Source organism: Corynebacterium sp. HMSC072G08 (assembly GCF_001809185.1).
GTDB lineage: Bacteria > Actinomycetota > Actinomycetes > Mycobacteriales > Mycobacteriaceae > Corynebacterium > Corynebacterium phoceense.
Genome location: NZ_KV796427.1, coordinates 13,990 through 28,318 on the forward strand (window position 1 = coordinate 13,990; position 14,329 = coordinate 28,318).

Genomic DNA, 14,329 nt, shown 5'->3' on the forward strand with positions numbered 1-14,329 from the left:
ACGACTTTAGTCGGATAAATTTGCTGCGATCAAGGTGGGAAGGAGTGAGAGCACCGCCAACACCACCGCGTAGGCGACCCAGGGGATAACGGAAAACGCCCACCCCGTCGCCGCGCCGATGATCGAGGAGCCCAAGTAATAACAAAAGACGTACATGCTCGAGGCCTCGGCGCGGTCCTGCGTGGCACGGGCTCCCACCCAGCCGGAGGCCGTGGAATGCGCCGCGAAGAAACCGGCGGTAAACAACAACAGGCCGACGAAGAGCACCGGCAATGGCCCCGCGGCGAGCAGGGAACCCACGACCATGAGCGCGGAAGATCCGGTGAGCGTCGCCCTCCGTCCGAATCGGTTGATGAACCCTCCTGCGCGCGCGGATGACCACGTGCCGGAGAGGTACAGCAGGAAGACGAAGCCTGCGATGACGGGCGGAATCCCAAAGTGCTCGATGAGGCGGAAGCCGATGAAGTTGTACAGAGATACGAAGGTGCCCATGGCGAGGAATGCGACGGCGTAGAGCGCCGCCAAATGACCATCACGCCAGTGCTGGAAGAGGGCGGAGAGCTCCGAACGTAGGTGAATTTCTTTTGGGGTAAATCGTTGCTGCGGAGGGAGTAAGAACGCCGCGACGAGTGCGAAGACCAACGTCACGGCTGCGCCCGTCCACAGCGCGCCGCGCCAGGTGAAGACCTCGGTGGCGAACGTAGGAACGAGGCGGCCGATGAGCCCACCGATGGAATTGCCTGCGATATAGATGCCCATGGCGCGCGGGAGGGCCCTCGGTTCGAGTTCTTCTGCCAGCCACGCCATGGCCGTGGCGGGCGCACCGGACATCACTGCGCCTTGGAGGCCGCGCAGGACAATCACCGCCCATCCCGTCGTCGCGAACGGAACGAGCACGCCGATGAGCGCGGCACCAATGGCGGAGGCGAGAAGCACGCGACCGCGGCCGAATCTTTCCGAAAGGATGGACGCCGGAATGACAAAAAGCGCGAGCCCACCCGTTGCGGCGGACACGGTGAGCGCCGCCGCGCCCGAGCTCATGTCCGTCTCCTCGACGAGGACCGGCAGGATGGCCTGCGTGGAGTAGAGTCCAGAAAAAATAGCCAGGCCGATGAGCAGCATGGCGAGCGTCGCGCGGCGGGAACGAGTCATTCTTCTAGCCTGCCTCACCTGCGTTCATGTGTAAAATGTTTGAAACTCTAGTTTTCAATGCGAGGTGTGCATGAATTTCGAGGATCTGCGTGGAATCGTCGCCGTCGCGGAGCATGGTCACGTGGGCGCCGCCGCGGATGCCCTCGGCATGTCCCAGTCAGCGCTCACGCGCCGCATCCAACGAATCGAGCGCGAGCTCGGCGCCACGCTCTTCGATCGCGCCGGAAGAGCCCTTCACCTCAACGACCGTGGGAAGTCCTTCGTCCCGCGTGCGAAGGGCATGCTTGCCGATGCTGCCGCGGCCCGCGCCGAGGTCGCTCGCCTCATGGACCCGGAGCGCGGCACTGTCCGGCTCGACTTCATGCATTCGCTCGGAACGTGGCTGGTGCCGGACCTGCTGGGAAAATATCGTGCGGCCCACCCCAACGTCGACTTTGTACTCCATCAGGGCGCTGCCCGCGAGCTTGTGGATCGCGTGCAGCAAGGCGAATCCGACATCGCTCTCGTGGGCCCGAAACCGGAGGGTTTGCCCTGGCACCGGCTCGAGATGCAGCGCCTTGGCCTTGCCCTGCCTCCCGGGCATCCGAAGTCGGATGCAACCTTTGTCCGCCTCGCCGACTTCGCGGAGGAGCCCTTCATCGGCATGCTGCCCGGCTACGGTACGCGCATGCTTCTTGACGGCCTGGCTGCCGGCGCTGGTTTCACGCCGCATCTCGTCTTCGAGTCGATGGAGCTTACGACCGTTGCGGGTCTGGTTGCGGCGGGACTGGGTGTCGCGCTCATTCCGGTGGATGACCCGTACCTGCGGGTGGGCTCCGTGGTCCCGCTCGATCCGCCCGCGTACCGCGAGCTGGGCTTTACGTGGCGGCCCGGTTCGCCGGCGGCGGATCAATTCCGGAGTTTCATTGAAAAACGCGAAAAGCCCGCGCAAGGCGGGCTCTAGGCTCTAAAAATTACTTCTTAGCAGCAGCGTAACGCTCTGCAACGTCGTCCCAGTTGAAGACGTTCCAGACAGCCTTGACGTAATCAGCCTTAACGTTCTTGTACTGCAGGTAGAAGGCGTGCTCCCACATGTCGAGCATAAGCAGCGGGGTCAGGTTGATGGAGGTGTTACCAGCCTGGTCGGTGAGCTGCTGGATAGCGAGGCGACCAGCGATGTGGTCGTAACCCAGGACGGCCCAGCCGGAGCCCTGCAGGCTCAGCGCAGCGCCGGAGAAGGCCTTCTTAAAGCCCTCGAGGGAACCAAATGCCTCGTTGATGGCCTCAGCCAGCTCGCCGGTCGGCTCGCCGCCACCGTTCGGGGAGAGGTTCTTCCAGAAGATGGAGTGGTTGGTGTGGCCACCCAGGTTGAAAGCAAGGTTCTTGTAGAGAGCGCGCAGGCGGTCACCGTTGCCCTCGCCCTCAGCCTCGGCTTTGATGGCTTCGGTTGCAGCGTTAGCGCCAGCCACGTAGTTAGCGTGGTGCTTGGTGTGGTGCAGCTCCATGATCTCTGCGGAGATGTGCGGCTCGAGAGCGTCGTACGCGTAGTCGAGTTCCGGAAGTTCGTAAACAGCCATTGTTGTTTCCTTTCTTTGGGTACAGTGCACGATGATAGGCCCACTGTAAGAAATTTGCCACCATTAATTGGCAAATGTGGGGAGGCGGGAATAATACGCCCAGCTCCGCGCGCTGACTTGTAAGACGAAAGAAAAGGAGCCGCCATGTTTTTGTTCAAGCCTGAACCGAAGATTGTCGCGAAAACCGACGCCACGCCGGGTCGAGATACCCCGGTGCTCGCGGATCCGCAGCCGCACACCGTGCTCGGCACGCCGACTACGGGCCCGTGGAAAGACGGTCAGCGTTCCCTCCTTGTGGCGTTGGGTTGTTTCTGGGGCGCGGAGAAGATGTTCTGGGAGCTCCCCGGCGTCGAGTCCACCTCGGTCGGCTACGCCGGTGGCACGACACCCAACCCCACTTACTTCGAGGTCTGCCAGGGGATGACCAACCACGCGGAGACCGTCCAGGTGGTCTATGACCCGGACAAGGTCTCGCTCAAGGACCTCGTCGTAACCGCGCTCGAGGCGCACGACCCCACGCAGGGCTTCCGCCAGGGCAACGACGTGGGCACGCAGTACCGTTCCGCGTTCTATCCGGAAACCGAAGAGGAACGCCAGGAAATCCAGGAGATCGTCGACGCGTATGAGCCCAAGCTCGCCGAGGCTGGCTTTGGTCCAATTACCACCGAGGTCCGTCTGCTCTCCGAGACCGACTCGGGCGCGTACTACCTGGCCGAGGATGACCACCAGCAGTACCTCGCCAAGAATCCGAACGGCTACTGTCCGCAACACAGCACTGGCGTGAAGTGCGGCTAGCCGCGGGGCTGCGTTTTCACAATGAACTTCCGCATCCGGTCGGCCTTCGCCGCGTCGAGCGGGACACGGGCCTGCGAGCCTAGGACGGCGTCCCAGTACCAGAAGGTTTCTTCAAAGTAGTTGTGGCCGTGGCCGCCGGGCACGTTGAGTGAGTTCACCTGGTCGAGCGCAATCTGCCACCAGGTGATAAACGGCGCCCATTGCAGCCGCCGGAAGGCATCCGCGTGGAGCGTGGGCGGGACTTGTTCACGCAGCCAGTCCGGCCGACGCCACGCGAGCTGCTGGTCCCACCACACGATGGCATCGGAAGCATGCTGCGCGACCACGACCCGGGGGCGCTGCCAGGCGCGGGGATACGGCGCCCCGAAGGCATCGGCAGCAAGATGCGCGGGATTGGATACGTAGCGGACATGGCGCCCGCCGTCGATGAGTGGAAGCCGCTCCAGCGAGCCGCGGTCACGGGATGCGGCGAGCCTGCGGAAGAACCCTGTCATCCGCGGTGGGCCCGTGAACATCGCGCCATCGCATGCGGTGAGCAAATGCTCCAATTCCTCGAAGTTCTCGACCAAGGCGAAGGCACCGAGAGACTCACCCGCGAGGTAGAGACGTGGGCGATCGTCCTCCGGCAGAGATGCCATGCGAGCATGCACCATGTCGAGGAGGACGCGGGCGGCCGCGACGGGCGCGTCTCGATCGACGAGGAAAGCGAAGACGGAGGGCAGATACGAGTACTGGAGCGTGACTGTCGCGCAGTCGCCGCGGGTCAAAAATTCATACGCGCTCGTGGAGTAATTGTTGACCCAGCCAGAGCCAGCGGGCATGTGCACGACGATGGTGTCACGGCGGAACGCGCCGGTGCGCTCCATTTCCGCGATGACCTGCCGGGCGGAGCCCAGAAAGTCGCGGCCGGGGACGAGCCCGGCGACGATGCGGATGGGCTCGTGCGCGTGGTCGTAGCCCATGATGTCTTGGATGTCGCGGGCGCGTGGGCCGCGGGTGACGAAGCGACGGCCTTGCGCGCCGATGGCGGTCCAGGGCTCGTGTGACCAGGGGCTGCCGGAGCGCTCAGGTTCCCAGGGCATCATCGAGTCGGGGAAGATGAGCCGGTTGAGGCGCTCAGCGCGCACGGAGGCGGTCCGGATGAAGCGACGCCACACGACGCGGTCGCTTAAGGCGATGACGCTGGCGCCGAGGACGCCCGCCGCGAGGGGCCAGGCGACCCAGCGTGGGAGAAACCTTTGCGCACGGCGGCTGAGCTTTGTTGTCGCTGCTTGTGCCGCTTCGCCGAGGATGAGGAGGACGCCGTAACCGAGCGTGCCGAGGGCGACGCCGGCGGCAGCTTGGCGCGGGCCGCGCTCGTTTTCTTTGCCCACGAGCTGGGCTTGCGCTTCCTGGTTGCGGATAGAACGGATGCCGACGAGGACTGTTCCCGCCCCGAGCACTGCGTGGAGAGTGCGATACGGAATGCGGTCCTGTGGGCGCACGTCGTAGACGCGGAATGCCCGTTTGAGTCCGAATGCGAGCGCGGAGGCGCTCAAGTGACCCATGCCTTGGCCTAGCGCCACGTTGGCTGCCGTCACCCACCAGGGACGGGGGAGAAGCGACGGCGACACGGCGGCCCATGTGGCGACCTCGGCGCCCGCAGTGCCTGCCGCCATGTTCTGTGGTAAACGTCTCCTCCCGGTCATGCGTACACCAGGGGTAAGATCGCTCAACACTTCGAGGCCAAAAATGGCGGCAGACAGGCCTTTTGCGAGAACGCGTAGTGCGAAGCGATGCATGGAAACCATTGAACCAGGGAATTCGGCACTGTGCAGACCCTGTCCGAACGGGCATATGTGATGTGAGATCGGACATCCGACTGTGTGAGATCGGGCGCACAACGCGACAAGTCAGACATTTTCGTGCACAATCGGGGTCATGACGAATTTTGTGGGAAACAAGGTTGTATTGATTGGTGCAGGCGATGTCGGAATCGCCTACGCGTATGCATTGGTGAACCAGGGCACTGTCGACCACCTGGCCATCATTGACATCGATGAGAAGAAGCTCGAAGGCAACGTGATGGACCTCAACCACGGTGTGGTTTGGGCTCCGTCCCGTACCCGCGTCACGGTCGGTACCTACGAAGACTGCAAGGACGCCTCCATGGTCGTCATCTGCGCCGGCGCCGCTCAGAAGCCGGGCGAGACCCGCCTGCAGCTCGTGGACAAGAACGTCAACATCATGAACTCCATCGTGGGCGACGTCATGAAGAACGGCTTCGACGGCATCTTCCTCGTGGCATCCAACCCGGTCGACCTGCTCACCTACGCGGTCTGGAAGGCTTCCGGCCTGCCGCACGAGCGCGTCATCGGCTCCGGTACGGTTCTCGACTCCGCACGCTACCGCTACATGCTCTCCGAGATGGAGAATGTCGCACCGACCTCCGTCCACGCGTACATCATCGGCGAGCACGGCGACTCCGAGCTGCCGGTCGTCTCCTCCGCCAACATCGCTGGCGTTCACATGTCCCGCCGTTCTGAGGAGGACCCGGACTACAACCAGCGCATCGAGAAGATCTTCGAGCAGACCCGTGACGCGGCCTACCACATCATCGACGCCAAGGGCTCCACGTCCTACGGCATCGGCATGGCCCTGGCCCGCATCACCCGCGCTGTCATCCAGAACCAGGGCGTGGCCCTCCCGGTCTCGACTTACCTGCAGGGTGAGTACGGCGCCGAGGACGTGTACATGGGTACCCCGGCCATTGTGGACCGCTCCGGTGTCAGCCGTGCCATCGAGCTGCAGCTCGACGAGCACGAGCAGGAGCGCTTCAACAAGTCCTTCAATACGCTGAATGACATTAAGAAGGAAATCTTCGGCTAGTGCACATCGTTGCCCATAGGGGATACTCCGGAAAATATCCGGAGCTATCCCCTTCCGCTTTTGCTAAGGCGCTTGAGCTGCCCATCCATGGCGTCGAGTGCGACGTTCACCTCACGCGTGACGGATATCTGGTCGTCAACCATGACTCGACGCTCGATCGCACCTCGGACCGGACGGGCACGATCGAAAAGATGGACTGGGCGGACGTCCGCAAGGCCGACATTGGCGGCGGCGAGCACCCGCTGTTGCTCGACGAGTTGCTCGAGATGGTCGCTCCCACAGGCCATCACCTCTACGTCGAGACCAAGCACCCGAGCCCCTTTGGTGATCGGGTCGAGGAGGAGACTGTGGCGCGTCTTCGTCACGCAGGGCTTTCCGATGACCCCCGCATCCACCTCATTTCCTTCTCTCACCGTGCTATTCGCACGATGTCGCACCTTAATCCCTATATGGACCGGTTTTATCTGCGCCGCGACTGGGAGCGCCACCTCAACCGCCCGGACGTCCTCCTGTCCAAGCCCACCGGCCTGGGCATGTCACTCCTGCGCGCGAAAATGCAGCCGAGCGCCATCGGTGCCTACGGCCTGCCCACGTACCTGTGGACGGTCGACCGTCCGGATGATATGCGGTGGGCGTGGGCGAATGGAGTAGATATTCTGGCCACAAATCAGCCAGAAGTGGCCCTGCACACCCTGCAGTATTAATACGCCCGGTAGACTTGGGCGCTATGGCCAAGAAGAACAAGAAAAACAAAGAACAGCTGCCTGAGGGCATGTCCCGCCGTCAGGCTAAGCTTGCTGCCCGTGCCGCTGAGCGCGCGGCCCTTGAGAAGGACCCACGTCCCTACGCCGGCCTTGCTGCCGAGTCCCAGCTGGTCGCTCTGCAGGAATTCGTTCCTTCCGCTATTGCCAAGCTGACCTTGAAGGATGTCGACCGTGACGTCTACGTGGCGACGGTGCTGCCGGGGGCATCGGCAGCCCTTATCCGCGACGAGCAGTCCGGCGGCCAGGCCTTCGTGGGCCTGCAGGTGAAGACCCACTCCCACAACCCGGGCCGCGACCTTGCGTACGCGCTCAACTGGGTGAAGAACCACGGCGAGGGCGAGACCCTCGAGTCCACCGTTGCAGATGGCACCGAGCCGAAGATCACTGAGCTGCTGGACAACGACGCCATCCTCGACGTCGAGGTCTACCAGGACTTCGAGTGGTGGCTGCCGGAGGGTGCTCAGGTCACCCCGCAGATCGCGCAGTCCATGCAGATGGCCAACGACTCTGTCATTGAGTCCCACCAGGTCGGCGAGGGCATCGTCGGCACTGCTTTCTGGGCCAACGCTGGCGGCGGCAAGGCGCACATCCGCTGGGTCCGTCCGAACGATGACGAGGCCGCCCTGCTCAATGGCCTGGCACGCATTGCTGCCCGCGGTGACCTCAACCTCGGCGAGGGCACCAAGTTCGCTGGCGTCTTCCGCACCCATGGTCTCATCGCCCCCGTGTTCGATCTCGATCCCGAGGTCGCCTACGACTCCTACGAGGAGAAGCTCAAGGCTGTCGATGCCGCGATTACCGCCGAGCTTGACAACGACGCCGAGCTCACCGCAGACGAGCGTAAGCAGCTCCAGAACATTAAGTCCCGCCAGGTTACCTTGCGTTAGACGTTCCTTTTGCTCAGGCCAGAGCCCCCTCAGCGAGGCTCTGGCCTTTGCTTTCTTCTTAGGACCGTTGCGATGTCTGAATCCGCTGTCCTTACCGATACTCCTGCCGCGTTCCAGACACCCGACACCCCGGACACCGACCAGGAGGACAACACCCCGCCCCATTCTCAAAGCTAGGACTTCATCGACTCCCACAGAGCTGCCGTCTGTTCGTCATCCCAGAGCACGACGTTGCCGGAGGCTGTATCGGCGAAGCCGGATACAGGGATGGTCTCGGTTTCGACGCCATCCGCCATGGCGAGGGCTACGCGTGCCAGGTGCCATACGTGATCCTTCTTGCCCACGACGAACGAGTCAGCCGTGTGGTTGATGAGCGAAATCGTCCGGAAAGGATTGATGAGCGTTGTCGGGGCCGTGACCTTGTCGAGCAGTGCGGCGAAGAACTCACGCTGGCGCTGGACACGGTCAAGGTCGCCCATGGCTGTTGCACGCGTGCGCACATAGCCTAAGGCATCGCGGCCCTGTAGATTCTGGCAGCCCGGCTGCAGATCGATGCCAGCCAGCGGATCGTTGATGGCTTCCTGGACGCAGATGTCTACGCCGCCCACGGAATTGACGACGTTGGCCAGTCCACCCATGCCGACTTCCGCATAGTGGTCGATGTGGAGCCCCGACCATTCTTCGACGGTCTGTGCCAGCAGCGGCGCACCGCCGTAGGAGAAAGCCGCATTGATCTTGTCCATGCCGAATCCCGGGACGTTGACCCAGCTATCGCGCGGCAACGATACGAGCTTCGCCTTACCCGACTTCGGGATGTGCAGAAGCATGATCGTGTCAGTGCGGCTCGATCCCACGTCGCCACCGGTGCCAAGCTCAATTTGCTCTTCCTCGGTAAGGCCTACGCGGGAGTCGGACCCGACCAGCAGCCAGTTGGTGCCCGGTGTGTTCGAGACCTGTGAATCTGGCATGGCTTCAATGCGCGTGAGCTTCGAATCGCTCCACAGCGCAATCGCCAGCGTAAATACCACAATCGCGACAAGCGCTGCGCCGAGGCAGCCGATGCCCCGTCGCACCGGGTTGACTTGCTTGCCATGGCGGTGCGGGCGCACGGCTGGCTGCGCTGACCGGGACGAGTAGTTGCGCGGCACCGGCTGGCGTGCCTGCTGCCGAGGCGTGCGTTGTGGCGCAGGCTGGGGCGCGGGCTGGTGGGCTCGGTGTTCGCGCTGCCAGTCCTGCACGGAGAACTGCGGGGTCCGCTCCGCGCGGGGTGCAGGCTTCGCGATGGAACGGCGGAGGACGGGACGGCCGTAGCGATCGGTGATGGGCTTGCCGTCGGCGCCGAGCACGTAATTGCTCAGGTCGTCGCCAACACGCCGGTTTTCCCGGTGGGGGTCGCGTCCTGTGTCAGTCATGCGAACAGGATACCGCGCGCCTCCTCGGGAACGGGACTAGCGCAGACGCAGGGTATCGCCACACATGCCAGAGCCGGTCTTATCGGTGTAGATGTGGTCGGGGTTTAGCGCTAGATTCTCAGGAAGTCGAGGCTGGGCAGGAAGGCGTAGCCTACGAAGGCGACAGCATCGATAAGGAAATGCGCGATGATAAGTGGCCATACCTTGCCGGTTTTGTGGAAGTAGTAGCCGAAAATGAGACCCATGGCGAGATTGCCGAAGCCTGCCGATACCCCCTGATAGAGGTGGTAGGAGCCGCGCAGCACCGCCGAGGCAGCGATCGCTGCCCACGGCGAAATCCGCAGTTGCCGCAATCGTGAGATAAACCAGAAGACGACGACGGTCTCCTCGGCAAAGGCGTTGGCGGCAGACCACACGAGGAGCGTGGGGACCTCGACCCACGGATTATTAAAATCCGTAGGGACAACTTCTTTGGTCCACCCGAAGTGGAGGGCGGTGATATAGAGCGCGAGCCCTGGGACGCCGATAAGAAGGGCGAGGGCGGGGGAGGAGGCGGCATCGGAAAGCTGGGGCCGGGGGAGTGAGCGTTGAAGGAGGAAGAGGGCGAGCGCGCCCCAGGCGAAGAGGACCCCGGCGGAACATAGCTGGAGAGCGATGTCGAGCCACGCCAGGTCCGATTGGGAAGCGTTGAGGGTGACGGACTGTTCGGACAACGGCGCTGGGTTAAGGAGGCCATCGACGAGTCGGAGCAGCGAGCGGAGCCCGGACATGCCGAAGGTGACCGCAAGGACGATGAGGATCTCGGAGCGGACGCGGTTCATGGGTGGAGCACCGTGGCCAGGCCGAGAAGCTCGGGCTCGGAAAGGGTAATCGCGCCGAGCTGGAGGCCGACGGGCTGGTGATTATCGAGGGCCCACGGGACGGAGATTGCGGGGAGATGCGCAACATTGAAAAGAGAACCCCACGGCGACCAGCGAGTTTGTTCCTCGAAGTTCTTCTCGTGGGGCAATGCGCGGAAGGTGCCGTGGCGTGGTGGGTCGAACGCGAGCATGGGGGAGACAATCGCGTCGACGCGCCATTGGAGGGTGAGGATCTCCTGTAATGCCGTCCCATGCTTCTTCGCCAGGGCGAGCTGTTTGGGGGAGACCCGGCGCCCGAGCGCACGGATCCAGTCCACGTAGCCTTCGGCCTCGTCGAGGTTCGCCAGATGCGAGGTGAAGATGTGGCGGAAGGACTCGAAAGTGGTGTTTGCCTGCGGATATTTTCCGATGTGGACGACGTCGAAGCCGCGGGCGCGCAGTCGCTTTTCTGCTTCGCGGACCGCCTCGAGCATGACGGGATCGACGCGGGTGTCGATGAAGAGCGGCTCGGTGAGCACTCCAATCCGCGCGCGGGGGACAAGCGGGTGAATGTCGTGGAGGAAGGCGGCATCGGCAACGGTGCGGGTGATGAAGCCGTCGACCGCGAGTGAGTCCCCACCCGGTTTAAATCCGACCACTCCGCAGGCTGCTGCGGGAACGCGAATAGAGCCGCCGCCATCGCCGGCGTGGGCGGCACGGAGCAGGCCCCGTGCCACCTGGACCGCCGCACCGCCGGAGGAGCCGCCCGGGGTGCGGCCAGGCCAGAGAGGGTTATCCGGATGTGGCAGCCCGATGGGCTCCGTGTCGACCATGAGTCCGAGCTCGGGTGCAGCGGACTTGCCGATAATGACAGCGCCTTCGGACTCCAGCTGCGCAAGGAAGGGATCCGTCGCAGTGGCGGTGTACGCCCGATCGATATGTCCCAGCGTCGTGCGCATACCCTTGACGTCCGCCAGATCCTTTGCGGAGAGCACCCAGCCGTCGAGGCGACCGGACGCTGTGGGGCTCCGATCCAGATCGAGGTAGGTAAAGCCATGTTCTTCGGGGGTAAGGCCCTGAAGGTCCTGGCGTAACTGTCCAAGGGAAAAATCCATAGGTGTTAGGGTAATCGCTATGCATACGACAGTCGCGTATTTGGGCCCTGCCGGGACGTTTACGGAAGCCGCCCTCCTGCAGTTTGATCTGGGGGAGGTGACGGGGCTTCCGGTTAGTTCCCCTTCCGAAGCGCTGGGAGCGGTGCGCTCTGGTGCTGCCCAGTACGCCGTCGTCGCGATCGAGAACTCCGTGGATGGCGCCGTCACGGCGACCTTTGACGCGCTCGTCGAGTCTGATGAGCGAGTCCAGGTCTTCGGAGAGGTCGATCTTCCCGTCGAGTTCGCCATTATGGTGCGCCCGGGGTCGCGGGATCGAGCGAAGTTTGCGACGCATCCGGTCGCGTACCAGCAGGTGCGGAGCTGGATCGCGCAGGAGCTTCCCGATGCCGCCTTTACCCCGGCGTCCTCCAACGCCGCGGCCGCGGAGATGGTCGCGCAGGGTGAGGCCGACGTCGCTGCAGCACCGGCGCGCGCGGCGGAGATTTATGGACTGGAGATCATTGAATCGGGCGTGGCCGACGTGCGCGGCGCGACGACGCGGTTTCTTCTTGTTGGTGCGCCCGCGGCTCCGCCTTCCCCGACCGGTTCCGACCGCACGTCTGTCGTCTTTACGCTTCCCAACCAACCAGGCTCGTTGGTGGGCGCGCTCGAGGAGTTTGCGATTCGCGGCGTGGATCTCACGCGCATCGAGTCCCGTCCCACCCGACGAGAGTTCGGCACGTACCGCTTCTACGCGGATCTTGTGGGGCATATCGAGGACGAACCCGTCGCTGAGGCCTTGCGTGCCCTGTGGCTGCGGACGGAGGAGCTCGTCTTCGTCGGCTCGTGGCCCGCGGCGCAGGAGCTGGACTCGAGCCGTCGTCTCGCGGCCGCAGACGAATGGGTAGCGCGGGCGCGCCGGGGCCAATAAACTTCCGGGGTATGCGTATCTACCTCGTGCGTCACGGGCAGACATTCTCTAACGTCGAGCACCTCATGGACACCCGCCCGCCGGGTGCGGAACTCACCCCGCGCGGCCGCGACCAAGCCACCGCGGTGGGGTTGGAGCTGGCGGATCTCATTGAGGGGGTTCCGCGTTTCCTTTCATCCATCGCGATTCGCACGCAGCAAACGGCGATGGCGGCGGCGCGCGCCTTCGAGGAAGCGCGCGGCTGGGATCCGTATACGTTGCCCGTCGAGCCGACGCCGGGGCTCCATGAAATCCTCGCCGGTATCCACGAGATGTCCGGAACCGATGCGACGCGTGATGCCTATACCTTCGCCCTGCGCGGCTGGCTCACCGGGGATATGAATGCGTGCATGGAAGGCGGCGAAACGCTGCGTGACGTGCTGGGGCGCTACCAGCCCATCCTGGAGTCGGTCGTCGGATCCGATTCGGACGTTGTTGTCTTTTCGCACGGCGCCGTCATCCGTACCGTGACGACGCATGCCTGCGGCGTGGATCCAGACTTCGCCTTCACCGGTTACATGCCCAACTGCCGCTTCACGGTCATGGAGCCGACGGGGCGGTTTGGGGAATGGACGCTGGAGCGCTGGGCCGACCTCGAGCTTTAACCCCAGCCCAGCTCGTGCAGGTGCTCGTCGTCGATGCCGAAGTAGTGCCCCAGTTCGTGGAAGACGGTCACCATGACTTGGTGCTCAAGTTCCTCTTCTGAATTGCACCAGTCTTGGAGCGCGCGACGGTAAATGAATATCGCATCGGGCAGGTAGCCCGTGTGGTCAAACGTGCGCTCGGGCAGCGCGACGCCCTCGTAGAGACCCAGGATGTGGGGCGACTCCTCGTTGTAGTCTTCGACGAGAATCGCCAGGTTGCGCATGCGCGCCACGAAATTTTCGGGCACTTTGTCCAGCGCTGCCTCGACCATTTCATCGAAGCGCTCGTCCTCCACGTAATACATCTACGGGTTCCGCAGCGGGTTACGCGTGGGCGGCGCGGCCGGGGTGGCGCCGTCGATGGTGAGGGATTCGCGGCCATTCTTCGCCGAACCCGTGATGGCGGAGAAGGTCTTCGTTTGCCTGTTCACGTGCATGAGCGAGCAGTTGACCGAGCGCGATCCGCCGTTCCACGAGGACTCCGCGAGCGAGCCCCAGTAGGGCTGCAGCGTGGACTGGTAGAGCGCTTCCTCGCCGCCGAGGTAATCCTCGACCGCCTGGGTGCAGCGTTCCGAGAGGAACTTGTTCTGGTCGTCGATGGACGGCGTGCCCTGTGGGAATTGCTGGGACAGGTCCACGATGGACACCGTCTCCAATTGGTGCGGCTCGGCGCAGTCGACCGTGCGCAGCACCTGGTCGTCGCCGATGGCGCGGCACGCGCCAGGCTCCGCGATATTCGCTTGGTCAACCTCGACGACGCGTCCGCTAAAAGGCTGTGCGACGCCTTTTTCATCCGTGGTTTGCAGGCCGCAGAGCATGGTGCGGTCTCCCTGCGCCCAGGCTTCCGCCGGCGGCAGGATGGGCGCGATGGAGAACTTGCCCGCCGGATCGAAGCGGCCGTCCACGTACGCGAGCGTCGCGCCGTGGCAGAGCTCTTCGCGCAGCTGCGCCTGGCGCTCCTGGTTGGGCATCTGCGCGTTTTCGCCGAACTCACTTGTGGGGTAGACAGACAGATCCTCGCGCGCGGCGACCTCGAAACGGTGCTCTGTCGAACAGTCAGTCTGCGAGAAATTCGAGACTTTCCCCTGCGCGTCGATATCCCAGTTCAGGCACGAGCCCGCGTCCGCCGTGGTGAACGGGGCAAGCTCTGCGGCGACCTCTGCCGAGCTTGAGGCTGCGGCGGCACCGTGCGTCTTGGTCGTGGTCTCGCCTCCGAAGAGACCGTAGGAGCCGACGAAGACGGCGGAGGCCGCCGCCGCTATCAATACAGTGTTGACGGCGGTGGCGCTCCGGAGGGCGCGGAAAGTCTGTCGGCTACTCATATACCTGCGTAGTTTACACTCGCCCG

At 63.7% G+C, this 14,329-nt stretch carries 15 protein-coding genes; 7 read left to right on the forward strand and 8 right to left on the reverse strand.

The genetic code is table 11. The features are described 5' to 3' along the window. Positions 1-6 precede the first annotated feature (6 nt). On the reverse strand, positions 7-1,152 hold the full coding sequence (locus HMPREF2559_RS07165) for an MFS transporter (protein WP_066493476.1): 1,146 nt from the start codon (positions 1,150-1,152) through the stop codon (positions 7-9). A gap of 70 nt (positions 1,153-1,222) precedes the next feature. On the opposite strand from HMPREF2559_RS07165, the gene HMPREF2559_RS07170 reads away from it, so the two are divergent. Continuing rightward, positions 1,223-2,095: a LysR family transcriptional regulator gene (locus tag HMPREF2559_RS07170; RefSeq protein ID WP_066512957.1), complete on the forward strand. Its 873-nt coding sequence runs from the start codon at positions 1,223-1,225 to the stop codon at positions 2,093-2,095. 10 nt (positions 2,096-2,105) lie between these two features. Here the strand turns inward: HMPREF2559_RS07170 and HMPREF2559_RS07175 are convergent, their stop codons facing one another. After that, positions 2,106-2,708, reverse strand: coding sequence for a superoxide dismutase (locus HMPREF2559_RS07175; RefSeq protein WP_066493482.1), 603 nt, complete (start codon positions 2,706-2,708; stop codon positions 2,106-2,108). Between the two features lie 144 nt (positions 2,709-2,852). Here HMPREF2559_RS07175 and msrA point away from each other — a divergent pair, with 144 nt between their 5' ends. After that, positions 2,853-3,503, forward strand: a complete 651-nt coding sequence (gene msrA / locus HMPREF2559_RS07180; RefSeq protein ID WP_070540114.1) for a peptide-methionine (S)-S-oxide reductase MsrA — start codon at positions 2,853-2,855, stop codon at positions 3,501-3,503. Here the strand turns inward: msrA and HMPREF2559_RS07185 are convergent. Then, positions 3,500-5,293: an alpha/beta-hydrolase family protein gene (locus tag HMPREF2559_RS07185; protein WP_066493485.1), complete on the reverse strand. Its 1,794-nt coding sequence runs from the start codon at positions 5,291-5,293 to the stop codon at positions 3,500-3,502. The two genes, msrA and HMPREF2559_RS07185, sit on opposite strands and share 4 nt — an antisense overlap. A gap of 130 nt (positions 5,294-5,423) precedes the next feature. Between HMPREF2559_RS07185 and HMPREF2559_RS07190 the strand changes: the two genes are divergently transcribed. The 3 genes from HMPREF2559_RS07190 to HMPREF2559_RS07200 are packed head-to-tail and all read left to right on the forward strand — an operon-like array spanning position 5,424 to position 8,022. Then, positions 5,424-6,371 (forward strand): L-lactate dehydrogenase, encoded by a 948-nt coding sequence (locus HMPREF2559_RS07190; RefSeq protein ID WP_066493493.1) that lies wholly within the window; start codon positions 5,424-5,426, stop codon positions 6,369-6,371. Next, positions 6,371-7,075, forward strand: coding sequence for a glycerophosphodiester phosphodiesterase family protein (locus tag HMPREF2559_RS07195; protein WP_066493495.1), 705 nt, complete (start codon positions 6,371-6,373; stop codon positions 7,073-7,075). Before HMPREF2559_RS07190 ends, HMPREF2559_RS07195 begins: the two co-directional genes overlap by 1 nt. 23 nt (positions 7,076-7,098) lie before the next feature. Next, positions 7,099-8,022: a DUF5926 family protein gene (locus HMPREF2559_RS07200; RefSeq protein WP_066493497.1), complete on the forward strand. Its 924-nt coding sequence runs from the start codon at positions 7,099-7,101 to the stop codon at positions 8,020-8,022. Positions 8,023-8,195: 173 nt separating this feature from the next. On the opposite strand, the gene HMPREF2559_RS07205 is transcribed toward HMPREF2559_RS07200, so the two are convergent. From HMPREF2559_RS07205 to HMPREF2559_RS07215, 3 genes are all read right to left on the reverse strand, one after another. Further along, a complete protein-coding gene (locus HMPREF2559_RS07205; protein ID WP_082723347.1) occupies positions 8,196-9,434 on the reverse strand; it encodes an LCP family protein in 1,239 nt (412 codons plus the stop codon). 110 nt (positions 9,435-9,544) lie between these two features. Next, complete coding sequence (locus tag HMPREF2559_RS07210) at positions 9,545-10,255, reverse strand: CPBP family intramembrane glutamic endopeptidase (protein ID WP_066493499.1); 711 nt, start codon at positions 10,253-10,255, stop codon at positions 9,545-9,547. Beyond that, positions 10,252-11,388, reverse strand: a complete 1,137-nt coding sequence (locus tag HMPREF2559_RS07215) for an amidase (protein ID WP_066512952.1) — start codon at positions 11,386-11,388, stop codon at positions 10,252-10,254. Before HMPREF2559_RS07215 ends, HMPREF2559_RS07210 begins: the two co-directional genes overlap by 4 nt. Positions 11,389-11,407: 19 nt before the next feature. On the opposite strand from HMPREF2559_RS07215, the gene pheA reads away from it, so the two are divergent. Both pheA and HMPREF2559_RS07225 read left to right on the forward strand, forming a co-directional pair. Beyond that, positions 11,408-12,298, forward strand: a complete 891-nt coding sequence (gene pheA / locus HMPREF2559_RS07220; protein WP_066493503.1) for a prephenate dehydratase — start codon at positions 11,408-11,410, stop codon at positions 12,296-12,298. An 11-nt stretch (positions 12,299-12,309) separates the two neighbouring features. Next, a complete protein-coding gene (locus HMPREF2559_RS07225) occupies positions 12,310-12,942 on the forward strand; it encodes a histidine phosphatase family protein (protein WP_066493505.1) in 633 nt (210 codons plus the stop codon). On the opposite strand, the gene HMPREF2559_RS07230 is transcribed toward HMPREF2559_RS07225, so the two are convergent. Together HMPREF2559_RS07230 and HMPREF2559_RS07235 are read right to left on the reverse strand one after the other, a co-directional pair. Beyond that, a complete protein-coding gene (locus HMPREF2559_RS07230) occupies positions 12,939-13,286 on the reverse strand; it encodes a metallopeptidase family protein (protein WP_066493507.1) in 348 nt (115 codons plus the stop codon). The genes HMPREF2559_RS07225 and HMPREF2559_RS07230 overlap by 4 nt on opposite strands. Next, the gene (locus HMPREF2559_RS07235) at positions 13,287-14,303 is read right to left on the reverse strand and encodes a septum formation family protein (protein WP_066493508.1); all 1,017 of its coding nucleotides are present in this window, start codon (positions 14,301-14,303) and stop codon (positions 13,287-13,289) included. Between the last annotated feature and the right edge of the window lie 26 nt (positions 14,304-14,329).